26 protein-coding genes and 2 tRNA genes are annotated in these 23,543 nt (G+C 36.7%); 11 read left to right on the top strand and 17 right to left on the bottom strand.

All coding sequences use genetic code 11. The annotated features are described in order from the left end of the window. Nucleotides 1-6: 6 nt before the first annotated feature. On the bottom strand, nt 7-192 hold the full coding sequence (locus KRR19_RS01295) for a YkvS family protein (protein ID WP_002480449.1): 186 nt from the start codon (nt 190-192) through the stop codon (nt 7-9). A 203-nt stretch (nt 193-395) separates the two neighbouring features. Here KRR19_RS01295 and lplA point away from each other — a divergent pair, with 203 nt between their 5' ends. Continuing rightward, on the top strand, nt 396-1,382 hold the full coding sequence (gene lplA, locus KRR19_RS01300; RefSeq protein ID WP_002480448.1) for a lipoate--protein ligase: 987 nt from the start codon (nt 396-398) through the stop codon (nt 1,380-1,382). 127 nt (nt 1,383-1,509) lie between these two features. Here the strand turns inward: lplA and KRR19_RS01305 are convergent. The 3 genes from KRR19_RS01305 to KRR19_RS01315 all read right to left on the bottom strand — a co-directional run bounded on the left by KRR19_RS01305 (nt 1,510) and on the right by KRR19_RS01315 (nt 2,399). After that, a tRNA-Ser gene (locus KRR19_RS01305) sits at nt 1,510-1,598 on the bottom strand. 3 nt (nt 1,599-1,601) lie between these two features. Then, nucleotides 1,602-1,676 (bottom strand) — tRNA-Asn (locus tag KRR19_RS01310). A 150-nt stretch (nt 1,677-1,826) separates the two neighbouring features. Then, on the bottom strand, nt 1,827-2,399 hold the full coding sequence (locus KRR19_RS01315) for a competence protein ComK (RefSeq protein WP_002480447.1): 573 nt from the start codon (nt 2,397-2,399) through the stop codon (nt 1,827-1,829). 211 nt (nt 2,400-2,610) lie between these two features. Here KRR19_RS01315 and KRR19_RS01320 point away from each other — a divergent pair, with 211 nt between their 5' ends. After that, nucleotides 2,611-2,829: an IDEAL domain-containing protein gene (locus tag KRR19_RS01320; RefSeq protein WP_002480446.1), complete on the top strand. Its 219-nt coding sequence runs from the start codon at nt 2,611-2,613 to the stop codon at nt 2,827-2,829. 117 nt (nt 2,830-2,946) lie between these two features. On the opposite strand, the gene KRR19_RS01325 is transcribed toward KRR19_RS01320, so the two are convergent. From KRR19_RS01325 to KRR19_RS01380, 12 genes are all read right to left on the bottom strand, one after another. Beyond that, nucleotides 2,947-3,282, bottom strand: coding sequence for an antibiotic biosynthesis monooxygenase (locus KRR19_RS01325; RefSeq protein ID WP_002480445.1), 336 nt, complete (start codon nt 3,280-3,282; stop codon nt 2,947-2,949). 15 nt (nt 3,283-3,297) lie between these two features. Then, nucleotides 3,298-4,008, bottom strand: coding sequence for a class B sortase (gene srtB, locus KRR19_RS01330; RefSeq protein ID WP_241963972.1), 711 nt, complete (start codon nt 4,006-4,008; stop codon nt 3,298-3,300). 2 nt (nt 4,009-4,010) lie between these two features. After that, on the bottom strand, nt 4,011-4,781 hold the full coding sequence (locus tag KRR19_RS01335; protein WP_156667009.1) for an ABC transporter ATP-binding protein: 771 nt from the start codon (nt 4,779-4,781) through the stop codon (nt 4,011-4,013). Further along, complete coding sequence (locus tag KRR19_RS01340; protein ID WP_216733402.1) at nt 4,762-5,736, bottom strand: FecCD family ABC transporter permease; 975 nt, start codon at nt 5,734-5,736, stop codon at nt 4,762-4,764. The genes KRR19_RS01335 and KRR19_RS01340 overlap by 20 nt, the downstream gene beginning before the upstream one ends. Before the next feature lie 8 nt (nt 5,737-5,744). Beyond that, on the bottom strand, nt 5,745-6,626 hold the full coding sequence (isdE, locus tag KRR19_RS01345; RefSeq protein ID WP_156667007.1) for a heme ABC transporter substrate-binding protein IsdE: 882 nt from the start codon (nt 6,624-6,626) through the stop codon (nt 5,745-5,747). Continuing rightward, complete coding sequence (locus KRR19_RS01350) at nt 6,610-8,067, bottom strand: NEAT domain-containing protein (RefSeq protein ID WP_156667006.1); 1,458 nt, start codon at nt 8,065-8,067, stop codon at nt 6,610-6,612. The genes isdE and KRR19_RS01350 overlap by 17 nt, the downstream gene beginning before the upstream one ends. A 1-nt stretch (nt 8,068) precedes the next feature. Beyond that, a complete protein-coding gene (gene isdC / locus KRR19_RS01355) occupies nt 8,069-8,734 on the bottom strand; it encodes a heme uptake protein IsdC (protein WP_002480439.1) in 666 nt (221 codons plus the stop codon). A gap of 77 nt (nt 8,735-8,811) precedes the next feature. Further along, nucleotides 8,812-11,247: an NEAT domain-containing protein gene (locus KRR19_RS01360; RefSeq protein ID WP_207021082.1), complete on the bottom strand. Its 2,436-nt coding sequence runs from the start codon at nt 11,245-11,247 to the stop codon at nt 8,812-8,814. 167 nt (nt 11,248-11,414) lie between these two features. After that, nucleotides 11,415-12,875 (bottom strand): ABC transporter ATP-binding protein, encoded by a 1,461-nt coding sequence (locus tag KRR19_RS01365; RefSeq protein ID WP_216733403.1) that lies wholly within the window; start codon nt 12,873-12,875, stop codon nt 11,415-11,417. 13 nt (nt 12,876-12,888) lie between these two features. Beyond that, nucleotides 12,889-13,584 (bottom strand): energy-coupling factor transporter transmembrane component T, encoded by a 696-nt coding sequence (locus tag KRR19_RS01370; protein WP_119564047.1) that lies wholly within the window; start codon nt 13,582-13,584, stop codon nt 12,889-12,891. Beyond that, nucleotides 13,581-14,168 carry an MptD family putative ECF transporter S component gene (locus KRR19_RS01375; protein ID WP_105966972.1) on the bottom strand — a complete coding sequence of 196 codons (588 nt, stop codon included), beginning with the start codon at nt 14,166-14,168 and terminating at the stop codon, nt 13,581-13,583. The genes KRR19_RS01370 and KRR19_RS01375 overlap by 4 nt, the downstream gene beginning before the upstream one ends. Nucleotides 14,169-14,598: 430 nt before the next feature. After that, entirely contained in the window at nt 14,599-14,883 is a 285-nt protein-coding gene (locus KRR19_RS01380; protein ID WP_023015830.1) for a lactococcin 972 family bacteriocin, read from the bottom strand. Between the two features lie 235 nt (nt 14,884-15,118). Between KRR19_RS01380 and KRR19_RS01385 the strand changes: the two genes are divergently transcribed. The 9 genes from KRR19_RS01385 to hisIE are packed head-to-tail and all read left to right on the top strand — an operon-like array spanning nt 15,119 to nt 22,042. Further along, a complete protein-coding gene (locus KRR19_RS01385; RefSeq protein ID WP_057510966.1) occupies nt 15,119-15,949 on the top strand; it encodes an ATP phosphoribosyltransferase regulatory subunit in 831 nt (276 codons plus the stop codon). Nucleotides 15,950-15,961: 12 nt separating this feature from the next. After that, entirely contained in the window at nt 15,962-16,576 is a 615-nt protein-coding gene (hisG, locus tag KRR19_RS01390; RefSeq protein WP_002480430.1) for an ATP phosphoribosyltransferase, read from the top strand. Beyond that, entirely contained in the window at nt 16,569-17,822 is a 1,254-nt protein-coding gene (hisD, locus tag KRR19_RS01395) for a histidinol dehydrogenase (RefSeq protein WP_057510967.1), read from the top strand. Before hisG ends, hisD begins: the two co-directional genes overlap by 8 nt. Continuing rightward, nucleotides 17,823-18,818, top strand: coding sequence for a pyridoxal phosphate-dependent aminotransferase (locus KRR19_RS01400; protein ID WP_105978562.1), 996 nt, complete (start codon nt 17,823-17,825; stop codon nt 18,816-18,818). Further along, nucleotides 18,805-19,386 (top strand): imidazoleglycerol-phosphate dehydratase HisB, encoded by a 582-nt coding sequence (gene hisB / locus KRR19_RS01405; protein WP_023015826.1) that lies wholly within the window; start codon nt 18,805-18,807, stop codon nt 19,384-19,386. The genes KRR19_RS01400 and hisB overlap by 14 nt, the downstream gene beginning before the upstream one ends. Then, nucleotides 19,383-19,964, top strand: coding sequence for an imidazole glycerol phosphate synthase subunit HisH (hisH, locus tag KRR19_RS01410; protein WP_156667003.1), 582 nt, complete (start codon nt 19,383-19,385; stop codon nt 19,962-19,964). The genes hisB and hisH overlap by 4 nt, the downstream gene beginning before the upstream one ends. After that, nucleotides 19,957-20,661: a 1-(5-phosphoribosyl)-5-((5-phosphoribosylamino)methylideneamino)imidazole-4-carboxamide isomerase gene (gene hisA, locus KRR19_RS01415; RefSeq protein WP_002480425.1), complete on the top strand. Its 705-nt coding sequence runs from the start codon at nt 19,957-19,959 to the stop codon at nt 20,659-20,661. Before hisH ends, hisA begins: the two co-directional genes overlap by 8 nt. Continuing rightward, a complete protein-coding gene (hisF, locus tag KRR19_RS01420) occupies nt 20,658-21,422 on the top strand; it encodes an imidazole glycerol phosphate synthase subunit HisF (protein WP_002480424.1) in 765 nt (254 codons plus the stop codon). The genes hisA and hisF overlap by 4 nt, the downstream gene beginning before the upstream one ends. Then, nucleotides 21,413-22,042: a bifunctional phosphoribosyl-AMP cyclohydrolase/phosphoribosyl-ATP diphosphatase HisIE gene (gene hisIE, locus KRR19_RS01425; protein WP_057510971.1), complete on the top strand. Its 630-nt coding sequence runs from the start codon at nt 21,413-21,415 to the stop codon at nt 22,040-22,042. The genes hisF and hisIE overlap by 10 nt, the downstream gene beginning before the upstream one ends. A 135-nt stretch (nt 22,043-22,177) precedes the next feature. Here hisIE and KRR19_RS01430 read toward each other — a convergent pair whose 3' ends face one another. Beyond that, entirely contained in the window at nt 22,178-23,536 is a 1,359-nt protein-coding gene (locus tag KRR19_RS01430; RefSeq protein WP_002480422.1) for a TrkH family potassium uptake protein, read from the bottom strand. Between the last annotated feature and the right edge of the window lie 7 nt (nt 23,537-23,543).

Consider the following 23,543-nt stretch of genomic DNA (forward strand, 5'->3'; position numbering starts at 1 on the left):
TATATTTTAACCTTCTTGATCAACTATCTTATAGCGTTTATGATTAATTACCGTTTTTTCAGGTAAATCTAATGATTCAAAATTTTTCATAATAGTTAAGTCAACAATAACAGAGTTATCATTAATTTTTTCGACACGGCCTCTTAAACCGTCATAAAATTCTACAATATCTCCTACTTCTGCAATAGTCATTACAGATCCTCCTTGAATTATACTATTCTATATTGTACTAAAATTCTCTCTTCAAATAAACAAATATCCTGTAAACACGTTATAATTGTAATTGAAGTCCGACTGGTGCCTTTTTTCTGGCAAAGTGTATAGTTGGCATTTTATCCTAAATTAGGGCATAAATAAAGTATCAAGCAAAGTAAGTACAGAAGGAGAGAGAATGTATGAAGTTTGTTAGTAACAAAGGTATTACAGACCCCACATTAAATTTAGCAATGGAAGAGTATGTGTTAAAACACCTTCCTAACGATAGCGATTACTTTTTATTCTATATTAACCGCCCTTCTATCATTATTGGTAAAAACCAAAATACGATTGAAGAAGTTGATCAACACTATGTAGATGAACACAATATCGATGTTGTGCGTCGAATTTCAGGCGGCGGTGCCGTTTATCATGATTTCGGAAACTTAAACTTCAGCTTTATCACTGATGACGACGGCAACAGTTTCCATAACTTTAAAAAGTTCACAGAACCGATTGTTCAAGCTTTACAAGCAATGGGCGTAGATGCTGAAATGACTGGACGTAACGATATCCAAATCGGTGCAGCTAAAATTTCAGGAAATGCGATGGTTAAAGTGAAAGAGCGTATGTTCAGCCATGGTACTTTAATGTTAGATAGCGACTTAAACGAAGTTGCGAATGCTTTACGTGTGAACCCTGCGAAGATTCAATCTAAAGGTATTAAATCAGTACGTAAACGTGTCGCAAACATCTCTGAATTCTTAGAAGAGCCGATTGACATTGAAACTTTCAAAGAAATTATCCTAAAACATATCTTTGGTGAACATGAAGTTGAAGAATACGTGTTAACTGAAGATGATTGGAAGAACATTGAAGCATTAAGTAATGAAAAATATCGTTCATGGAATTGGAACTATGGTAAAAACCCTAAATATAACTTTGAACGTGAAGAGAAATTCGAAAAAGGTTTCGTTCAAATTAAATTGGATGTTAAACGCGGACGTATTGAACATGCGAAAATTTTCGGTGACTTCTTCGGTGTCGGCGATGTGTCAGATTTAGAACATGCATTAGTCGGCAGCTTGCATAATTTCGAGAGTATTGAAGCGGCTTTATCTGAATTCGATACGTATCATTATTTCGGAGATATTCCAAGAGAAGAATTAATTCGATTAATGTCATAATTAAATAAGCTTTACATGATTAAGGTGAGAACTCAGTTTCTCACCTTTTCTCATTCAACTTTGACAAAAAGAAAAATCCCATTAAGTCAACGTCTTAGACATTGATTTAATGGGATTCTTACAGTAACGGAAACGGAGGGATTCGAACCCTCGCGCCGCTCTCGCGACCTACACCCTTAGCAGGGGCGCCTCTTCGGCCAACTTGAGTACGTTTCCATATGGCTCCACAGGTAGGACTCGAACCTACGACCGATCGGTTAACAGCCGATAGCTCTACCACTGAGCTACTGTGGAATAATGTAATTTCTTCAAGCACAAATACTATTATAACAATCCCTTAAAATAATTCAAGAGAAAATAACGAAAAAGTTGCGGAACATTTACACTCATTCCCTATAAACATCCCGCAGTTTGAGATAATATCATAAAATGTTTAAAATTACGCTAGCTGCGTGGTGTGTTATTAATCACTAAATAAGTACAAAGTGTTTCATACACGTCTAAAGCAGGTTTAGAGTAGTCAATAGGACGCTCTGTATTCCATTTAATTTTCTTAACACGCTTTCTAATGATGTGTTCATAATAAGCTGCATTTTTATATTGATGCCAGATAGTACGGACTGTTGCGGTTGTGATTAAAGATTGTCCGTCAGAAAAAGTGATTTTAGTGGTATTGTTCTTCAACGCTTTGATATCTTGTACAAATTCAATATTAATCCAAATATTGTCTTCAGAGCGTTCAGAATGGGTAGAGAATAGAAAGATTGAAATAACTGGTGAAAGTAAAATGGGTGGTTTACTGTTGATGTTGGTAATCCGAGCGGTATCAGTTCGAAGTGATTGAAAGGTTGAACCATAAAAGCGACAAGAGTTGTCTAAAGTTTTTTGCGGGGAGCTTTCTACAATCCTCGGATCTTTATTGTAGGTAAGCAATTTTGTATGGAGTGCTCCATACTCTTGAGCAATGACTGGTATAATGGCCATATCATCGCTTTTGAAGATGCTATGTTCGTCCATAAGCACGTCCTCCTATTTAATTAATTACGATTAGAATTCGTTAGACATCTAATCATGTAATTATTGTATACTAGCACCTAGAAAAGTCAATAGAAACTTTTGAGTTAATATTACACTTTTAATTTTTAAAAAGTCAGAATATTCATTGTTTTTAGATTAAATGCAATGTATACTCGTAAATAACTTAAAAAAAAGAAAGGCAGTGATTAAAATGAATCACAATATCAATGTAAAAAATGGAACACTGAAGGCGTTCGTAGCGAATGTAAACGACCTGGGGGTAGAACTCGTAATTGATCAAGCTCTACGCAATGTACGTAAAGAAAAACTTACAGAACTGATTGACCAAGCTTTAATCGAAAAAGATGAAGCAGCATTCAATCGTTACATTGAAGAATACAATCAATTGGAGGATGTTTTAATTGGCTAACTCGTCGTGGGATTCCTGTTCCTGTTCATACTAAAAGGTCTATTCATTTCAAATACCGAATGAATAGACCTTTTTTTGTTTGCTTATTTTTAAGCATAATGAGAAATAAACTTCGTTCTATTTCCCCTCTTGATCATTTAAATAGTAATAGCCAATTGTATAAGTCAGTACTTCATTATCTTGGATTGGACTCGCTTGATCTTGAGATTGATGACGTACATTTTTATGGGCATCTTTGAAGACATCTGAGCTCAACCAATTTTTGAAACATGCTTCTGCATCCCAAATTGTTAAAATTTTCACTTCATCATATTCTTTTAAATTATTTGTCGTTGTGACAAACATTTCTTTAAAACCTTCAATTGTTTCAATACCTTGTCGTTTGTAAAAACGTTCTACAATTCCTTCTGCTGAACCTTTATCTAATTTCAATTTGTTTTCTGCCATAAACATAGCGCATACACTCCTTTATCTGTTTTCAATTAATTTTCCAACCACAACAACACGTTTATCAGAACGCGAAAAAGCATCTTCACACGTAGATAACGTCATTATCTTGTCTTGTGGATGAACTGAAATATCTGTTTTGATTTTCGATTTATTTTTCGTTTCTTTTAAAAACTGTTCGTATTCATGTACATTGTTGAAACTTGTTCGAATATAGTTATCATGGGCATCCGTCGAATATGCGCTGAATACTTTTAACGCATACTGATGATACTTTGTATCAAACTCTATCGTTTGATGTGCATCATAAAATGTTTGATTCAAATATTGATGTAAATCATCAAACATAGTTTTATCGCCAACACTATGACCATAAAGCACTGTATTTTGAGATAAATCTTGTAAGTTATTACGATAATCTACAAAGATACTGCCCTTTTTCGTTTTTTGTTTCTTAAAGTTATGTTCTAAGTAATCTTCATTATCTCGGGATTGTAAAACGGGATAATTCAAACTCGTACCTTCTAAACGAATCCACCCATGAATGTCAGAATTGACCTCTGCTAATGCTTCAAATTGTGGGCGGATCCCTTTCTTTTTATAGTCCGTTTGTAAAACTTCGTATTGTTTTTCTTCCGCTTCATTATCTAAACGATGTTGGAAGATAAGATAGATAGCCGCAATAATAACCAGCACTAATCCAAATTGAATGACACGTATTAGTTTATTCATCATTAACACCCGCCGTGACATTTACCAATTAATATGCCGCAATCTTTATCATGAATAATCTTTGCGTCGATTTGGTAAATTGTTTTTAATAATTCTGGTGTCACGATAGCTTGCGGCTTGCCTTGTGCTGCAATTTCACCATTTGCGACACAAATCAGTTCATCACTATAAGTTAAAGCCTGATTTATGTCATGAAGCACCATGATGATAGTTAAACGATGCATGTCGTTTAACTGTCGAATCATCTCAAGGACTTGATATTGATAATGTAAATCTAAAAATGTGGTAGGTTCATCTAATAATAAATATTGTGGTTCTTGGACTAAGGCCATTGCGATAAAAACACGTTGTTTTTCGCCACCGGACAAAGCGCCAATCGGACGATCTGCATACTTAGTTAAATTGAATTGTTCAAGTACACGTTCAATGACCGCTTCTCCTCTTACATCCTTCTTCAACCAACGATGATGACTATATCGTCCATAGCGCAGTAATGTTTTAACGGTGAAATCTTCAGGTGCTGTATTGTTTTGATGGACTGCTGATAACATTTGCGCAAGTTGTTTCTTACCTAATGTATTCAAATCATTGCCTTCTATGTACACACAACCAGCCTGAGGTTGAAGATAACCTGCAAGCATTTGAAGTAAGGTACTCTTACCTGATCCATTCGGTCCGATAATAGAAGTTACCGCATGACGTTTAATTGTCAGATTCAAGTCATTAAAGAGTTGTTTTTGACCATATTTAAACTCAACGTTGTTGATATTCATTTCGGTACGCTCCTTTACAAATTAAATAGATAAGATAAGGTCCGCCGATAATGACCGTAATAATATGCGCTGGCACTTCAAATTGACGGGACATCAACCTGCCAAGTGTATCCGCTAATAGTACGCCTATCGCACCGAATAATACACAACAAATCACAACTTTCTTATAATCACTGCCGACTAAACGACGTGCAATATGCGGTACAATCAAACCGACAAAGGCCATAGCACCCGCTACAGCTACTGCACTGCTCGCTAAAAAGACCGCAATCAACCCTATCCACATACGATAACGTTGTATAGGAAAGACTAAGTTGTGTGCTTGTCGATCATCAAATCCCAACATATTCGCTTGAAAGATAACAGTTATAGCTAAGATAAGTCCTATGCATGTAGTCACTGAAATTTGTGCTACGTCTTTCCATACTTTTAAAGATAAACCAGCAGATAATCTCACAGCTGGGTTAGCGGTTAAATATTCCAACATACCATTCAACATCGCATACATCGACACACCGACAAGCAGCATGCGCATCGGATTCAGCTGATAACGATGTTGTAAATAAAACAATAAAGTAAATGGCAATAATCCGCCTATAAAGCTGATAATTGGCATATAAAAGAATAAAGTCGGCATCAAAGTCATCACAAGTGCTTTAGCCACCAAGGCACCTGAACTGACACCGATAATACTGGCATCAGCAAGCGGGTTTTTCAGCACTGCTTGTAAATAAGCACCTGCTACGGATAACGCAGCACCTGCACAAATCGCGACAATGATACGTGGTAAACGTAAATCTATAATCGCATCGATTTGATTATCATGACCTGTTGCGATTTTATTCCAAAGCTGAGCTGAACTTATGCCTAATTTACCGTTAAGCAACGCAAACAAGACCACTACAACAAAGAGAAATAAGGTACACATAAAGACGACACTGAATTTATATTTCATATTGCACCTCATTTCTTGTTGTAGAAGATATCATATAAATCTTGCATGGCTTGGTCTGCATCGATATTAGCTGTAATGCCGAAAGGTTGTTCTTCTAAATCATAGACACGACCTGTCTTGACTGCTTTAAAATGTTTCCAAATATCATTTTCTTTGAATTCTTTATCAAACATCTTTTTAACTTCTTCAGGCATTCCATGTGGCAGACGCAGAATAATATCTGGATCAACGTCATACAGATACTCTGTATTAGAAGCTAGATATTGTTTCGAATCTTCTTTAATCACATTTTCACCGCCCGCAATTTCAACTAAATTGCCGATATAAGAGCGATTCGTAGCAACTAAATAACTGCCTGGCACGCCCATTAAAATGAGTACTTTAGGGTGCTTTTGTTGTGCTGCTTTTTGTCTGACTTGTTCTTCTGCATGTGTCAATTTTTGATTTAGCTTTGATGCTTCTGTTTCACGATTAAATTCTTTACCCATCTGTGAAATAGAAGTTTTCATGCCTTTTAGACTGTCATAGTCATAAAAGATAGCTTTAGCTTTAATCATTTTGAACTTAGGTTTTGTCTCATCTTCAATAGTAGAAACGCCTAAAATATGTGTCGGGTAAACAGCTTGTACCTTCTCCATATCTGGTGTCATCGGTTGTCCGACTTTCGGTACATTGTCATATCTTTTAGGCAGTGTTTTATATGAGTCGGGTTTACCTGCAATGTCTAAATTCAAAGCATCTAACGTTTGTGTCAAAGCTACTGTTGTCGGTACAATGCGGTATTTTTCAGAAGATGTTTGGTTATTTTTATCTTCTTGTGCTTGGCAACCAGTCAGTAGAACAATTAAACCTAAAAGTACCACACACCATCGTTTAATGTTTTTTCTCATGACCTTTACCTTCACCCTTTCTAACGTAAAGTGTAGAGACTACTAACAAAGCACTCGCCAAAATAATCACCGCACCTAAATAAATTTGATTCATTCTCTTTAAATACTTTCCAACATCTGAATGTGTCTTTGTAAATTTAATAGGTTCACCATCATCCGCATGCCGATTGAATTTAGGAAATATTTCAGGCAATGGCGGTTCTTCCATTGTTTTTGCAGTTTGTGTTGTTTTAACAGCACTTGGTTGTGAAGGTCTTGATGACGTAATAAATGGTGTGTCATTCACCGATTGTTCCTGATAAAATGCTGGATTGGTTGGTATTTGTTTATGATTGCGTGTCTCAGATGCATGTTCTGACGGAGTTTCTACTATAGTATTTTCTTTAGTTTCAACCGTTTCTGCCGCTTCATTTGTTGATACTTCTGTGCCCTCATCTTGTTTGATAGATGTGCCACCTTTTTCTTCTTGTTGGCTTGGTGTGTCTGTCTCTTGAGCTGTTTCATTAAACACCATTTCAGTTGTATAGTGATGATCATAATTTAAATGCGGAACAATAATATGTACTTTTGAGGTCAATATTTTCTGATCTTTTGGCATGTTAAATTCAATGACACGTTGATCTTGTTGTGAATCTTCACTTACCACTTTTACTGGAATACGCGTTTCACCATTAAAGATTTCGAAAGACTTCCACCACGCAGCATTTTTTAATGTCATTTGAACAGTAGCTTGCTGATTGTGATAGGTCACTTTAGCTGGATGTACCATATATTGATCCATCACTGATCGTTCATTTGTTTGATGTTTTAATACTTTGAAATTCAAATTCTGTATTTCTGATACGTGGGTATTGGATTTCTTAGGAAATACTTTTTTGGGTGTGTGTTTTTCTGTTGGTTGTGTATCTGGTTTTGGTTGAACGTCAGTTTTTGGCTTCGATTCAGGACTTGGCTTTGGTGTCGGTTGTACTTTAGGTGTCACATCTTTTGGCAATTGTGCTTCTAAATTAATTTTGGTTGTATAGTGATGATCGTAATGAATATCAGGGACGATAATATGTACTTTTGAAGTAAATGTTTGCGTCTCTGATGTGACTTCAACTTCTACAATACGTGCTTCTTTTGTTTCACTGACTGTACGTACATCACATTGTTTATCACCTTCATATAATTCAAAAGCTTTCCACCACTCTGGATGCAGCAATTTAAACTGTAAATAAACTTTGTTGTTTTTAGTTTTGACAGTTGCTGGATGTGCCATATAATCATTCATAACTGACACATCCTGACTGTTTTCTTTATAGACTTTAAAAGGTATCTCTTTAATTGTTTGTTGTGATAATGTTTGATGATTGACTTCAGCTTTTGAGTTATCAACGGTAAATGAACAAAGTAAGCTGCCACATAGTGCAGCAACTAAACATTTGTGAGGTACATTCATTTTAATGTTGTCCTTTTTTACGTTTATAGACGACAAAAGATAGAAGTAATACAGCTGAAGCACCCATTAAAGTGATATAAAGCCATTTAGATTCACCGGCAGCTGTTTGTGGATTTGTCGGTGTCGCATCTGATGATGTTGCTTTTCCTGTTGCTTCGGCATTTTCTCCTTTTGAAGTGTCACCTTTTGAATCATCCGCATGGGATGCAGCTGCGGCACTGTCACCTTGCTTATCACCTTTTAATAAATATGTGATGTTGTAGTTATGGTCATATTTAAAAGGTTTACCGTTTACTTCTTCATCGATATACACTTTAATTGTGCCTGGAATTTCGCCTGATGTTTTATCGATTAAAAATTCTGAAGTACGTTCATCTTTTGCTTTATCTTCATGCACAATATTTTCTTTTTGACCGTTAAATGTAAAGTTAACAATCCAATGGCTGTGGTTGACTGTGAATTGTACATATTGTTTACCGTTTTTATCAATTAACTTAGCGGGTTTATTGAAATAATCATTTGCCATGGATACGTCTTGTGTTTTATGTTTTAAAATATCGTAATTCAGATCTTTTTCAGCAGCTGAAGCTACAATGGAAAAAATGGCCCAAGTTAACACAATTAATACCGCACTCATTGCGATAACTTTCTTGATTGTTGTTGTCATATGAATCATCCTTCTTTCTATATGATGAGAGGTTGTGAGAGACCCACAACCTCATTTTCTTGATTCTCAGGAATACATTACAGACTATTTTTCTTTGATTTCACGTGTCTATTCCAAAACAGTGCGATACCACCTAAAAATACAGATAAAATACCAAACGTTGTCGCTGATTCTTCTGTACCAGTTTTCGGCAATGCTTTTGCCTTATCAGGTGTTGATTTGTTTCCTTTAACTGATTTTACAGTTTCAGACTTCATTGCTTTAGCTTTAACTGAACCAAGCGATTTTACAGATTTAGATGCTATAGCTTTCATAGATGGTTGAGTTGCTGCCGCATCTTGTACTTCTGTCACAACTTCAGATACTTTTGGTTCTGTTTTTTGAACTGACATCGGTTCTACTTTTATTTCTGGTTTTACATTAGACTCATCCGATGCTTTTTCAGTCGATTCATCGACTTGCTTAGTATCTTTTTCAGGTGTGATAACTTTTGGTTGTACTTTTTCTTTTTCAGCTGTTTTATCTACAACTTTATCAGTTGCTTGATCTTCAGCTTTTTCTTGTGGTTTAGGCATAGGTTTAATTTGTGGTTTTGACTCAGGTGCTTTTAAATCAGCAACCGCTTCTTCAAATACAATTTGTGTCGTATATTTATTGTTGTAATTGATGCCTGGGACTACAATATGCACCTTACTTGTTAACATCTTTGTACCTGGTTTCACTTCAAAGTTAATAACTTTTTGATCAGCTGATTTTGAAACCTCATGTTGTTTGAGCTGTTGTGCACCATCAAAGAGTTCAAATGATTGCCACCAATCTGGATTTTTAATTGTAAACTGTACAAATGTTTTACCATTTTCCTTAACCGCTTTTGCTGGGTGGTCCATATAATCATCCATGACTGATTTTTGATCTTCACCGTCTTTTTTAACCATAAAGCCGATTTCTTTTGTAACAGGCACAGCACTTAGAGTTTCTACTTTAGGTGTAGTGTGGTCAGATTGTTGTTCAACTTGTGGTTTTGGAGCTGGCTTTTCTACTTGTGGCTTAGGCGTCACTTTCGGTGCTGCTGCATCTGATTGTTGTTGGTTTGATTGTGCAGTCGGCGGTTTATTTTGGTCAAGGTCTTTAATTCTTACATGGTAAGCACCTTCGTAGTTGATTTTAGGTAAGCTAACCTTCACAATCGCATCATAGTGATCAATACCAACTTGATATGGGAAGACGACTGTTCTTTCATTCTTCTTCGTATCACGTGCGATCGTTTTCACACGCTCGTAACCTTCTTTAGTATCCACCATAAAGTCATCCCACATACTGTCTGACTTAATTGTCATCGCCACATAATGTTTACCATTTTGTTGGAACACTTGCATCGGTTTGACTACTTCAAAGTCCATGTGTGAAGGTTCATTTTTCTTGCTGTGCAGAACTTTAAAATTATGATTTTCTGGATTTGTAATTTTGAATTCTGACATTGGCGCATTTTTAAATTCTTTTTTCGCAGCTGCTAACTGTTCTTGTAATTGTTCTTCATAGTCAGCAAGCATTTCTTTATCATTTTCTGAAGGCACTTTATCTTTCGCCATCAATTTTTTAAGTTGATAAATTTTATCTTCTAGCGTAATCGCATTGTCAAATGCTTCTGTTTCTTTCTTTTTCTTATACTCATCTTGTGTCAATGGTTTTGAACCGCTTGCGTTAATAGGCTCGTTAAATTTAAGTTCAACATCATCATAAGTTTTATCACCAAGTAATCTTGATTTAGTTGATGATTTCACGATGACACTTTGTGTATTGTTTGGAACGGCGAATTGTAATTTTGCTGTTCCTGCCTTTTCATCGTAGGCAGTGACTTGTGTATTTAATTTATGGTTCTCTTGATAAACATCAAATCTATCCCAAATCGTTGGAATGTCCAATGTTAATTCAACAGTTGATGCTTTATCACCTTTCATGAAATAAGCAGGTTGCTTAATATTCGATGCATGGAAGAACTCTTCTTCGTCAGTATTGGGTTTAACGACTTTAAACTCTACTGGGTAACGCTCTTCGTTTGCGTGAGGATCTTGTAAAGATGGTTGTTTAATTGCTGCTTGTACTGAGACTTGATTTGTTGGTGCTGCTGTTGCTTTTTCTGTTTGTGGTGCTTCTTGTTTTGGTGCTGGTGTTGTTTCAACTTTCTCGATTGTCGGTTTTGAGTCTGTTTGAGATTGTGCTGTAGATGCTGCTTGTGGTTTATTTGCTTCTTTCTCTTTTGACTCAACTGTTTTTGGCGCTGAAACAGGTGTCGCGTTTGGTGTCGTCGAAGTGCCGCTATCCGTTACAGTAGTCGGTGCTGCTGCGTTTGATATGGGCGCTTCTTGTTCAGCTGCTTGTGCTTGTCCTCCTCCTAAGAAGATCACTGCACCTACAGCTATCGAAGCTGCTCCGACAGTAAATTTACGAATTGAATATTGGTACGCTTTCTGGTTGGCATGGTTCATAACTGTTCTCTCTTTGTTGTTTCTCACGTTGATAACGCTCCTAATCATTAATTTTTACACCAATAATGATAATCATTCTCATTAACAATGTATAAAGGGAGTATAGCACACCCTTAAATCAATGTCATTACTATTATTTATATTTTTTAAAGTAATTAAACTGACACTGTTATATTTGTGTTACTATTAAATATTTATAATCCAAAGAAGTTTTGAAGCGCTTTGACATTACGCATATCAAGCGGATAGTGGTGTTTGACCTCCCCTTCATGAAATTCCGCAACATAATCTGCGCTGTTTATAATCAATTCATAGTCATGTGTAATGACCAGAATTGTATACCCTTGGCCTTTTAATTGTCGTAATTCTGTCGCAAATTCAGACATACGTTTGCCATCTAAACCACTGGTTGGTTCATCAAATACTAAAATAGGTCTACCGCTTTCTTTAGCACTCGCAATCGCCAGTCGCTGCATTTCTCCGTTTGAAAGTGATAAGGGGTGTTTATCACGATGTTGTTTTAAATCAATTGTATCTAACACATGTAGTAAATCAGTATCTGACATATTACGATGACTGAATCTGATTTCTTCTTCTACAGTTTCACCGAAAAGTTGAGACTCTACATTTTGAAAGACTTGATATACATCGTGCTTCCACTGTTTTTGACGTATTTTATGTGTACCGTTCATAATGACCGCGTCTTTATTTAACTTAACTGCACCCATTAATGCTTTCGCGAATGTAGATTTCCCTGCCCCATTGTGGCCGACTATCGCTGTTATCGCACCTTTATGTAAATCAAATCGCTCAATATTTAAATCTAATGTTTCTTTTTTCTGATAGCGATATTGCCAGTTTTGTATAGGTATCACATCGTGTGATGAAGGTTCTGATCGTTTTGGTCGTAGTCGTGTTAAATCTGTCGCTCGTAAACCATGTGCTTTTAATTGTTTTAGTTCTAATTGACGAAAATCATCTTGATTCCACGCTTTAGTAATCTGACCTGATTCAATTAAGATAAAACGATCTGCCAAATCTAATAAATAATGCAGACGATGTTCCGCAATAACAATCGTCTTCCCTTGTTGCTTCCAAGATTGAATCATACGTGCTAATTTTTGAACGGCTTTGAAATCTAAATTTGAAGAAGGTTCATCCATGACAATAAGCGCTTGTCCTGCGATTTCAATACTGATACAGGCAATCATTTGTTGTTGACCACCCGACAATTCAAAGACATTACTTTCTAGTAAATCATTAATTTGATATTGATCTACTGCTCTAATAATTCGTGATTGAATTTCTTCTGGGTCTGTATAGTAATTTTCTAATTCAAAGGCAAGTTCATTTAATACATGTGTACAGAAGAATTGTGATCTAGGATTTTGAAAGATACTGCCGATTTGGCGACTTAAATCTTTGAAAGCATAGTCCTTCATGTTTTGTCCTGCGATGACAATATCTCCTGTGATTTCACCTGAGAAAAACTGAGGAATTAGCCCGTTGATTAATCTTAGTACTGTTGATTTTCCGCATCCTGATAATCCGGTTAAACAGACCACTTCGCCAGGACGAATAGTTAAATTAAAACCTTCTAATGCATTTTTATCTGAAGCACTGTAGCTGAAAGTTACATTGTTAAATTGAATCATTTGAGCCTCCCTCTTATATAACGTAATAAAATAAAACAAGTAAAATTAAGAATCCTGCGATAGTTTTGTCGGTTGCGGTCATTTTAAATACAATGAGTGACGTACGTGCAGCGTCTACAGAAAGTCCTCTTGTTAAAGAAGCGGCTGTCAACTCATTTGAAATTTTGACCACTCGATTAATTAACGGTACAATACGCATTTCGGTATAACGTATCGGATGTAGAAACGCTTGAAGTGTCGTCATACCCCGCATACGCATCGCATGTTTAATGTTTTGCGATTCTTGATAGACCACAGGAAGAAAACGAAACATGACCGCTAAAGGAATCGTCAACACATTTGGAAACTTCATTTTCTCTAATGCACGAATGAACATTTCAACTGACGTTGTTTTAAATAAGACAAATCCCATTAAAGCAGCAGGTAAAAAACGTGTAAGCAAATTGGCTATTATAAAAATCAAACTATACACAACCGCATGGTAATCTCTCAATTGGAATGTTTCGATATACCATCCAGTAAAAAGAATAAAAAAGCATAATAAGCCAGCTTTATAATAATGTAGATAAAGCAGACAAAATGTAGGTATCAGAATAATTACAAGTCGTGGATAAACCGCATGACCCGTAGTAGTTCCTGTTAAAGCGATAAAGGATATCAATACCATACTTAACAATTTTATTCTTGGATCAATTTGCATTTTGATCATGAGACCATACCTGCACGTACAAAATGTTTTTTAAATAGAATTCTTGCGATGACAATTCCGATAACCGCACCGACCATACAAGTCACTATAATGATTGGTAATGTTTGTAGCGTGAATAGTTTATCTAGTAATGCTGTATATTCGTGTCCTCTTTTTTGTTCTAGATAATCGAAAAAGGATTGTCTTGCGAAGTAAAATGGAAGCAAACTGCCGAGTGACCAAAATGAAAAGACAATATAACCGATACTTAATGTAATCCAATGACGATAGTTGCCGATCTTCATAATTAAATCAGCTAGAATCGGTAATGGAATACCAGTAATTAATGCGAGCCCTGGGTGACCCATAATAAACAATACTAAGCTCACTACAATACCACTGATACTTAAAGCACCAAACTTTTGTGTTTTAGCTACCAACAACATAATAGGTACACTGCCAATAACCGCAAATAATGCAGGTAAGAAAAACATAATCACTGGCACAATCCCAGCAATACCTACAGGTGTAATTAACACAAAGAATATTGCGGTAAAGAGCCCGATGTTAATTAAATCTTTAACTTCTAATTTCTCACGTTGCATGCATGTATCTCCTCCTTAAAAATCTGTCGTTAAATTTATCGTGTGAATATAACTTAATCATAGTTTACCACCATTGATAATGATTCTCAATTACGTATTTCAATCAAAAATTACTTTCATTTAGTAAAAGGTATATAAAACAATAAAATAGAAATAACTGCTTATCTGAGCTTTAAATTATTCAAATCCATTTAGAAACCCACATCAAACCAACACTTTCTATCCTATCAATCAGACTATTCATTTTCTACTACAATTAAAATCTCTCTATATAAACTATGTTTAGATTTAAATTTATCCTCGTACACATAGCCTAGTATACTAGCTAATTTATATATTTTAACTTTTTTGCTTTGCAAAATTAGATTCACATCTAAAATATAAAAGGGGCTGGATTTATGTCCCAGCCCCACTCTTTTTAAATGATATTCTAATATACTCTATAATATGCTTGGTTACCCCACCAAGCTTTTTTCGCAGATGCACGTGCTTGTTTTCCAGCAGTGGTATAGCCACTATCTGAACGATATTTGCCGATTGCTGTAGAATCATGACCATAACTATTATGTGTGTAATATGACCAAACATATGTTGATCCTATTCCATGACTCCATTTTCCACCTTCTGCCCATTCGTAAGCATTTGCAATTGTAGTTGTTCCCATTCCTAGTAATAAAGTGGCAATAATTATTGTTCTAGCAACATACTTTTTCATGAAAACACCGCTTTTTTAAAGTGTTCTCTATCTATTAAAAATAATATACAATAAAAACCGCTAGCGTCAATAAATTTTCTGAATATTCTTATATTAATGAGTCTTTTCGTAATAATTATCATATTCTGAATATTCTATTGATTTAACTGTGATTTCGTGCTATGATTACGTCATTAAATCAATACGCTTTAGTTCGGTAGAGAGTGAAAGCGTTGATGGAAGTGAGGAACTATAAATGGAATACATCGAATACCAAGATAAAGTGCTTAAACGAAAAGATTTGGAACTCCGCTTTTTAAAATATTTCCAATCTCATCAGTATGAAGTGATAGATTTGCATTTTATTGAACGTTTGAATTGGCAACAGTTGACGCAAGATGATTTAGAAAGTATGGGAACGCGCAGTATTTGGAAAAATGGTCAAAATTTCTTTGCGCTTCGTAATGACTGGACAGATCAACTTCAACATTATGTCAGAACGTATGCTTTAAATTTAAAACAAGCCGTATATGCAGGCCCTATCGCAAACAATGAACATATCAGCACAAACTTAGGTATTGAAGTATTTCATCCGACTTACCAAGAAATGTTGACGAGCTTTCAGTTAATGTTGGGATTTGTTCAAAAGGAAATGAAACGCGAGGTAGATTTTGCGGTGATTGGTCATTATCAACTGTTATCGTTGTTGCTTAGTGAAGAAGAACGCACACCAAAAATCTTACAATTGATTAATGAACGTAACCTTTCTGAACTTAATCAGCAGTTGCCTAAAGGTCATAAACTTTTAGGTTTATTGAAACAACCGACTCATTTGCAACTGGATTATATTCGAAATATTATCCCTAATGATCATCCGACATACTTATCTTTATTACGATGGTCAGAAGAATTAAAACGTGCAGGCATCCAAACGATTCACTTAGATGTAACAACAATGCCACCGAAAACTTACTATATCGGCAGCTTTATGCAGCTGTTTGAAAATAGCCAGTCTGAACCGATAATGTCAGGCGGTCATTACAGTGGAACAATCGATGGTTTCGGTTTTGGGATTCAATTAGATTAGGAGGAACAAATTATGTTAACGATTGCCCTCAGCAAAGGGAGATTACTCAAAGACTTCATCGCATTTTTAGAACGCAACAACAATCCTATATGGGCAGAAGCTTTACATCAACGTGAACGTAAGCTGCAGATTACCGTAAAAGATATTAAATTCATTTTAGTTAAAGGAACAGATGTCCCTACTTATGTTGAAGAAGGTATCGCAGATTTAGGCATTACCGGCAGTGATATCTTAAGTGAAAAGCCAAATCATAATGTGAATAACTATATCGATTTACCATTCGGTCAATGCCACTTTTCTGTAGCAGCCAAACCTGGTGTGACAGATATCAATCGTGTTGCGACGACTTACGTTAATACTACACGCCAATATTTCAACCAACTCGGTCAAGATGTCAGCATCATTCCTTTATCTGGATCAGTGGAACTCGCAGCTGTCGTCAATATGGTTGATGCTATCGTGGATATCGTCCAAACAGGGACAACACTTAAATCTAACGGATTAGAAGAACGTGAACAAATTGGTAATGTAAATGCGAAATTAATTACCAATAAACATGCTTTCTTCAGTAAATCAGACGCTATTAATCAATTCATTACACAACTGGGGGTTTCTATACATGCTTAATAAAACTGAATTTTATGCGCGTTTCCAAAACGTTTCAGATATCGAACAATCATTAATCGACCAAGTCAACACAATCATTCAAAACGTCAAAAAGAATCAAGACAAAGCCTTATTTGACTATAATAAACAATTTGACGGTGTCGAACTTTCACAATTAGAAGTACCGCAAGCGGATATTGAAGCCAGCTTGACTCAAATCTCACCAGAATTACGTGAAGCTTTGACACAAAGCTTTGAAAATATCAAAGCATTCCAAGAACGTATCAAACATGAAGATGTCATCGGTGAATACACAAGCGAAATTTATAACCCGCTTGAAAGTGTCGGTATTTATGTTCCAGGCGGTAAAGCCGCTTATCCTTCGACTGTTTTAATGACTGCGACACTTGCTAAAGTTGCAGGGGTCAAAGAAATTATCGCAGTGACACCTCCACAAGCTGAAGGCATTAAACCAAGTATTCTAGCAGCTTGTAAAATTGCGGGTGTCGATCGTATTTTCCAAGTCGGCGGTGCACAAAGTATTGCGGCGTTAGCCTTTGGTACGGAAACTGTACCTAAAGTTGATAAGATCGTCGGACCAGGTAATCAGTTTGTTGCGTTAGCGAAACAATTACTTTATGGCTATGTCGGTATTGATCAAATCGCTGGACCAAGTGAGATTATGATTATCGCAGATGAAACATCTCGTCCTGAATTTATTGTTCAAGATATCTTAGCACAAGCTGAACACGATGAGCGTGCACGTACTTTCTTATTATCTACAAGTCAATCTTTATTAGAAGAAGTAGAAGCGTTATTACCAAAGGCTATCAACAATGCCCCAAGAAAAGCGATTATCGAACCAAGTGTACGAGACTTCCACTACCCTATTTTGACTGAAAGTATCGAAGATAATATAGAAATCGCAAACTATGTCGCACCTGAACATTTATCAATTCAAACAAAAGAACCTGACTATTACATCAACAAAATCAAATATGCTGGCGCAATGTTCTTAGGTTCTTATGCACCTGAAGCTTTAGGCGATTATAATGCAGGTCCAAGCCACGTCTTGCCTACTAACCAAACATCCCGCTTCACAAACGGTTTAACAGTCAATGACTTCCTCACAAGTCACTCTGTAATCCGTTACGACCAACATGCCTTCAACAACCTTGCAGAAGGCGCTATGACAATCGCCCATGAAGAAGGCTTATACCAACATGAAGCCTCAGTTAAAGTCAGAGTAGAACAGGAGGAATCATAATTGATTTATATTGATAAAAACGAAAGCCCGATTCCTGCACTTTCTAAATCAGAAATTGCAGAAGTCATTAATCATACAGATTTTCGCGTCTACCCAGAAACACAATATAATGATTTTCTTAAAGCATACGCGGATTTTTATAATTTAAATACCAATCAAGTTTTAGCTGCGAACGGATCTGATGAATGGATTCAAAAATGTATGTTAGCTCTGCCAGAAGGCCCAGTACTTACGTTAAGCCCAGATTTTGTTATGTATACCGAATTTGCGCGCCAAACTGAGCGTGACATTGAATATGTCTCATGCGACCAAGATTTCCGCTTCTCACTCGAAACGATTTTAAACCGTATTGATGACGTTCAACCTGCGTTCTTTATCATGAGCGTGCCACATAACCCAACAGGCGAACAATATCCTTTCAATTTCTTGAAAGCTATCAGCGACAAAATGAAAGCACTTGGCGGTTACTTTGTCATTGATGAAGCTTATATTGAATTTGGCGAACCGATTGAAGTAGCGTTAGAAGATCATATCATCGTCATGAAAACATTAAGTAAAGCCTTCGCGTTAGCTGGCTTACGTATCGGTGTCGTGATTTCAACACCAAAAACGATTCAATTATTAAATCGTTTCGCACACCCGTATCCGATGAGCACTTTATCTTTAACACTAGCGGAAACATTATTTAAAGATACTAAACGCGTTATGAATCTGATCGCAGAACAACGTTACTTATGTCGTAAACTCAATGATATTTTCAAACCGTATCACAGCAATGATTTAAAAGTGATTCCATCTAAAGCAAACTTTGTCTTCACATATGGACCAAAAGCACGCAGTTTAGGTGAATACGTGTTGGAACATGGTTTTAAACCACGTATTTATGATGAACCTGAATTAAATGAAGCTGTCCGTTATTCTATTGCGACAGATCAAGAACTCGATCAACTCTCACAAATCATCAAGGAATGGAGTGAACAAAATGACTTATCATAAAACACGCGCAACTAAAGAGACCTCTATAGAAGCAACGCTAGATTTTACCAATCAATCAGAAACATCGATTTCAACAGGGGTTGGCTTCTTAGACCATATGTTGACTTTGTTCAGCTTCCATAGCGGTATTGCCCTTCAGTTAAAAGTTGAGGGTGATACCTATGTTGATGATCATCACACAACAGAAGATATCGGAATTGTGTTAGGTCAATTATTATTAGAAGCTGTTCGTGATAAAACATCTTTTACACGATACGGTACTTTCTACATTCCAATGGATGAAACGTTAGCACGTGTCGTTACAGATATCAGTGGACGTCCTTTCTTATCATTTAATGCCGAATTCTCTAAAGAGAAAGTCGGTACATTCGATACAGAACTTGTCGAAGAATTCTTTAGAGCGCTTGTGATTAATGCCCGTTTGACAACACACATTGATTTAATCCGCGGCGGTAATACGCATCATGAAATTGAAGCGATTTTTAAAGCCTTTGCGCGCAGTTTAAAAATAGCACTTTCAGAAAGCGATACACAAGGTGTGCCTTCCTCTAAAGGAGTGATTGAATGATCGCGATTGTAGACTATGGTGTCGGAAATATCAAAAATGTTGAACGCGCGGTCAATCACTTAGGCTACGATGCACAACTGACAAGCGATTTTGACACAATTAAAGAAAGCTCGCATATTATCTTACCAGGTGTCGGTCATTTTAAAGATGCGATGACAGCACTCAAAGCTTCCGGCCTAGATAAGTTACTGATTGAGCTTCAAGACATGAAACCGATGATCGGCATTTGTTTAGGTATGCAGCTGATGTTTGAACACAGTGATGAAGGCGATGTAGAGGGTTTAGGTATGATTCCTGGTCGTGTCGTGTCGATTGATACACCATACCCTGTACCGCACTTAGGTTGGAATAATTTAGAAAGTAAACACCCTCTTTTAGATAAAGACGTTTACTTTATTCACTCTTATTACGTTCAAACACCTGCACCGATTATTGCGACAGCGGAATATGGTCTGCCGATTACCGCCATTGTCCAAAAAGATAATAAAATCGGTATCCAATTTCATCCAGAAAAAAGCGGTGATTTCGGATTAGCTATTTTAGACCAAGCATTGAAAGGCGGTTTTATTCATGATTGAAGTATGGCCAGCAATTGATTTAATCGATTCACAAAGTGTGCGTTTAACTGAAGGTGACTATGAAACGAAAGAAGCGATGGCGAGAACTGCAGAAGAAGCCGTTCAATTCTATAGTCGTTATAAATGTGTGAAACGTATCCATGTTATCGATTTAATCGCTGCGAAAACTAAACAACCTGTTGAAGCGGATTATATTGAACAACTTGTTGGTTTAACAGATTTGCCGATTGAAGTTGGCGGCGGTATCCGTTCTACTGAAACGATTGAAGATTATTTCAATAAAGGTGTCGCTTATGTGATTGTCGGAACGAAAGGTATTCAAGATACCGCATGGCTTAAAACAGCTGCTGAACAGTTTCCAAATCGTATTTACCTATCTGTAGACGCTTATGTTGACGAAATCAAAGTTAACGGATGGTTAGAAGAAACAGGATTGAACTTATTTGAATTCGTTAAGACCATTGAACACTTACCGCTTGGCGGCTTGATTTATACAGATATTTCGAAAGACGGTAAATTAGAAGGACCGAACTTCGAATTAACGAAACAACTTGCGCAAGCGACTGCCCTACCCGTCGTCGCATCTGGCGGAATCCGCAGTTCTGATGATTTGAAGCGTTTAGAAGCGGATGGTGTACATGCGGCCATCGTCGGCAAAGCTGCGAATACTGAAGCCTTTTGGGAGGGATTAGAATGATAAAAAAGCGTATCATCCCTTGTCTTGATGTCAAAGACGGTCGTGTCGTCAAAGGTGTGAAGTTTAAAGGATTGCGTGATATCGGCGACCCTGTGGAAATGGCAGCGTACTATAACCAAGAACTAGCAGACGAACTTGTTTTCTTAGATATTTCACGTACTGAAAGTGGTCATCAAATGATGTTAGATATTATCGAAGAGACTGCTTCAAAACTGTTTATCCCATTAACCATCGGCGGCGGTATCAATTCTGTTGAAGATATCTCTATCTTGTTAAAACATGGTGCAGATAAAGTTTCATTAAACTCTAGCGCATTAAGAAATCCAGAATTAATTGCGGAGGCAAGTCAGAAATTCGGTACGCAATGTATTTGCGTCGCAATTGATGCGAAATGGGAAGAAGATAAACAAGATTGGTTCTGTTATACACATGGCGGTAAGCAACGCACAGATAAACGCACTTTAGACTGGGTTCAAGAAGTCGAAGCATTAGGTGCTGGTGAATTGCTTGTGACTAGTATGGATTACGATGGTGTCAAACAAGGATTTGATCACCGCTTATTATCATTAATCAATGACCGTGTATCTATTCCGATTATCGCTTCAGGCGGTGGCGGCAATGCGCAACACTTTGCGGATTTATTTAAGGAAACTGATGTTTCAGCCGGCCTCGCTGCCAGCATTTTCCATGATAAAGAAACAACCGTCGGCGCTGTGAAAGCATTTCTAAAAGAAGAAGGAGTTGAAGTCAGATGGCAATAACACCAGACTTTTCAAAAGGATTAGTACCCGCAATCTTACAACACTATCAAACTAAACAAGTGTTAATGCTGGGATATATGAATGAAGAAGCGTATCAAAAGACTTTAGAAGATAAAGTGTGTTGGTTTTATTCTCGAAGCAAAGAACGCCTATGGAAAAAAGGCGAGTCTTCTCACAACTACCAACATGTCGTTGATCTTAAATTAGATTGTGATCAAGATACAATATTAGTCTTCGTCAATCCAGATGGTCCAACTTGTCATACAGGTTCAACGAGTTGTTTCAATACAGAAACACCTTTCTTTATCGATAGTTTAGAAGACATTGTGCAATCACGCGCAAACAGCGATGATGACAAATCATATACTCATTACTTATTGAATGAAGGTATTGAGAAAATCACGAAGAAATTCGGTGAAGAAGCATTTGAAGTTGTGATTGCTGCTATGAAGAATGACCAAAAAGAATTAGCTAATGAAACAGCTGACGTCTTATATCACCTCTTTGTGTTACTCCACGCTTGTGGTGTAACTGTAGATGATGTGAAACAAGTTTTACAAAGCAGACATCAAAAAAGCGGTAATTTCAAAGGTGAACGTAAATCTGTTCAAGACTGGTAAAAATTGTTTTAAATAAGCATTTAAAAAGCATGCGTTTGAGCTCAATCCAGAGCTTCAAACGCATGCTTTATTTGTTGTAGTTATTTCTATGTTTAATGATGTTGAAAGTGATTTAAATTTCTACTAGGTTACTTTTTAACCAATTTGTACTTTTTCTTTTGGATAGTGATACAAGACAGGCTCTTTTCTGCCGCCAATCATTAAGATGAAGGAGATTAATCCAACCCGTCCGATAAACATCAAGACCATCAAGACCACTTTGGTGATATCTGTACCATCACTCGAGAGACCTAGCGATAACCCACAGGTTCCGAATGCGGACATGACTTCGAAGAAGACTTGAAGAATAGACATTTTACTGCCTTCTACTGCTTGAATAATCACAATTGATGTTAGTGATAAGATTGTTGCAACACTAAACACCATAAAGGTCTTTTGGATATCTGACGGCAAGATTTCTCTATTAAATACTTTGATGGTAATACGTTCTGAATCCGTACGGAAATTTAAAATAAAGAGAATCAGAATCGCAAATGTCGTTGTTCGAATGCCCCCACCTACTGAACTTGGTGAAGATCCGATAAACATCAATGTCCCCATCAATGAGTTGGTCGCATCTGTAAATTGTGAGATGTCTACTGTCTGTAATCCGGCACTTCTGGTTGTAGTCGATTGGAACATGGCATAAAAGAGTGCTTTATGCCAACTGACGTCTTTCAACGTGTTGCCCATCTCTAAGATTAAAATCATCACTGTTCCGAATAAGAATAATGCGAAATACGTAATCGTTGTGATTTTCGCGAATAATGAGAAGCGAAAGTTCGGATTTCTATTACTGATATACGCTTTAATTTCTAATAGTACCGGGAACCCGATAGAACCCAGTGTAATCAAGAACATCACAATCGCTTGTACGAAATAATCATTCGCATAAGGAATCAATGAATTCCCTGTAATATCGAGTCCTGCGTTAGTTGTAGAGGCCACTGAAACGAAGAAGCCCTGCATTAACGCATATTGGATATCTGCGGTATCTCTATAGAAATAAAAGGCTAGTAATAGCGCACCGACAAGTTCAATCAATAAGACGGCTCTGACAATTTCAATAATCAATTGAACCGCACCACTCATCGTATGGCGGTTATTATCCAACATAATCATCTGACGTTCACGTAAGCCGATATGTTTACCTAAAATGAGCCATAACACCGTACCTAATGCCATGACGCCGACACCGCCGATATTTAAAATAATCATAATGACAATTTGTCCGAAAGTCGAATATGTATCGGCAATCGTCACAGGTGTCAATCCAGTCACACTGATCCCTGATACAGCCACAAATAATGTATCAATGGGATCCACGTGCACACCAGGCTTATGCACGCCAGGTAAATTTAACATCAAAAATGCTGCGATAATCGCAATCAAATAGAATAAGACAATACCTTGTTGAGGACTGGATCTTTTAAATAACTGGTTAAAAATGGACAACTGTTTT

The organism is Staphylococcus sp. CWZ226, from assembly GCF_018986355.1.
Classification (GTDB): domain Bacteria; phylum Bacillota; class Bacilli; order Staphylococcales; family Staphylococcaceae; genus Staphylococcus; species Staphylococcus simulans.

What these genes read in the sequence shown, in the direction of transcription:
- KRR19_RS01350 (WP_156667006.1), bottom strand. Translation starts at nt 8,067, where the DNA reads ATGAATGTACCTCACAAATGTTTAGTTGCTGCACTATGTGGCAGCTTA.
- lplA (WP_002480448.1), top strand. Translation starts at nt 396, where the DNA reads ATGAAGTTTGTTAGTAACAAAGGTATTACAGACCCCACATTAAATTTA.
- KRR19_RS01370 (WP_119564047.1), bottom strand. Translation starts at nt 13,584, where the DNA reads ATGATCAAAATGCAAATTGATCCAAGAATAAAATTGTTAAGTATGGTA.
- KRR19_RS01315 (WP_002480447.1), bottom strand. Translation starts at nt 2,399, where the DNA reads ATGGACGAACATAGCATCTTCAAAAGCGATGATATGGCCATTATACCA.
- isdC (WP_002480439.1), bottom strand. Translation starts at nt 8,734, where the DNA reads ATGACAACAACAATCAAGAAAGTTATCGCAATGAGTGCGGTATTAATT.
- KRR19_RS01295 (WP_002480449.1), bottom strand. Translation starts at nt 192, where the DNA reads ATGACTATTGCAGAAGTAGGAGATATTGTAGAATTTTATGACGGTTTA.
- KRR19_RS01325 (WP_002480445.1), bottom strand. Translation starts at nt 3,282, where the DNA reads ATGTTTATGGCAGAAAACAAATTGAAATTAGATAAAGGTTCAGCAGAA.
- hisF (WP_002480424.1), top strand. Translation starts at nt 20,658, where the DNA reads ATGATAAAAAAGCGTATCATCCCTTGTCTTGATGTCAAAGACGGTCGT.
- hisG (WP_002480430.1), top strand. Translation starts at nt 15,962, where the DNA reads ATGTTAACGATTGCCCTCAGCAAAGGGAGATTACTCAAAGACTTCATC.
- KRR19_RS01385 (WP_057510966.1), top strand. Translation starts at nt 15,119, where the DNA reads ATGGAATACATCGAATACCAAGATAAAGTGCTTAAACGAAAAGATTTG.
- KRR19_RS01375 (WP_105966972.1), bottom strand. Translation starts at nt 14,168, where the DNA reads ATGCAACGTGAGAAATTAGAAGTTAAAGATTTAATTAACATCGGGCTC.
- hisD (WP_057510967.1), top strand. Translation starts at nt 16,569, where the DNA reads ATGCTTAATAAAACTGAATTTTATGCGCGTTTCCAAAACGTTTCAGAT.
- isdE (WP_156667007.1), bottom strand. Translation starts at nt 6,626, where the DNA reads ATGAGAAAAAACATTAAACGATGGTGTGTGGTACTTTTAGGTTTAATT.
- KRR19_RS01335 (WP_156667009.1), bottom strand. Translation starts at nt 4,781, where the DNA reads ATGAATATCAACAACGTTGAGTTTAAATATGGTCAAAAACAACTCTTT.
- hisH (WP_156667003.1), top strand. Translation starts at nt 19,383, where the DNA reads ATGATCGCGATTGTAGACTATGGTGTCGGAAATATCAAAAATGTTGAA.
- hisB (WP_023015826.1), top strand. Translation starts at nt 18,805, where the DNA reads ATGACTTATCATAAAACACGCGCAACTAAAGAGACCTCTATAGAAGCA.
- srtB (WP_241963972.1), bottom strand. Translation starts at nt 4,008, where the DNA reads ATGAATAAACTAATACGTGTCATTCAATTTGGATTAGTGCTGGTTATT.
- KRR19_RS01320 (WP_002480446.1), top strand. Translation starts at nt 2,611, where the DNA reads ATGAATCACAATATCAATGTAAAAAATGGAACACTGAAGGCGTTCGTA.
- hisA (WP_002480425.1), top strand. Translation starts at nt 19,957, where the DNA reads ATGATTGAAGTATGGCCAGCAATTGATTTAATCGATTCACAAAGTGTG.
- KRR19_RS01380 (WP_023015830.1), bottom strand. Translation starts at nt 14,883, where the DNA reads ATGAAAAAGTATGTTGCTAGAACAATAATTATTGCCACTTTATTACTA.
- KRR19_RS01365 (WP_216733403.1), bottom strand. Translation starts at nt 12,875, where the DNA reads ATGATTCAATTTAACAATGTAACTTTCAGCTACAGTGCTTCAGATAAA.
- KRR19_RS01340 (WP_216733402.1), bottom strand. Translation starts at nt 5,736, where the DNA reads ATGAAATATAAATTCAGTGTCGTCTTTATGTGTACCTTATTTCTCTTT.
- hisIE (WP_057510971.1), top strand. Translation starts at nt 21,413, where the DNA reads ATGGCAATAACACCAGACTTTTCAAAAGGATTAGTACCCGCAATCTTA.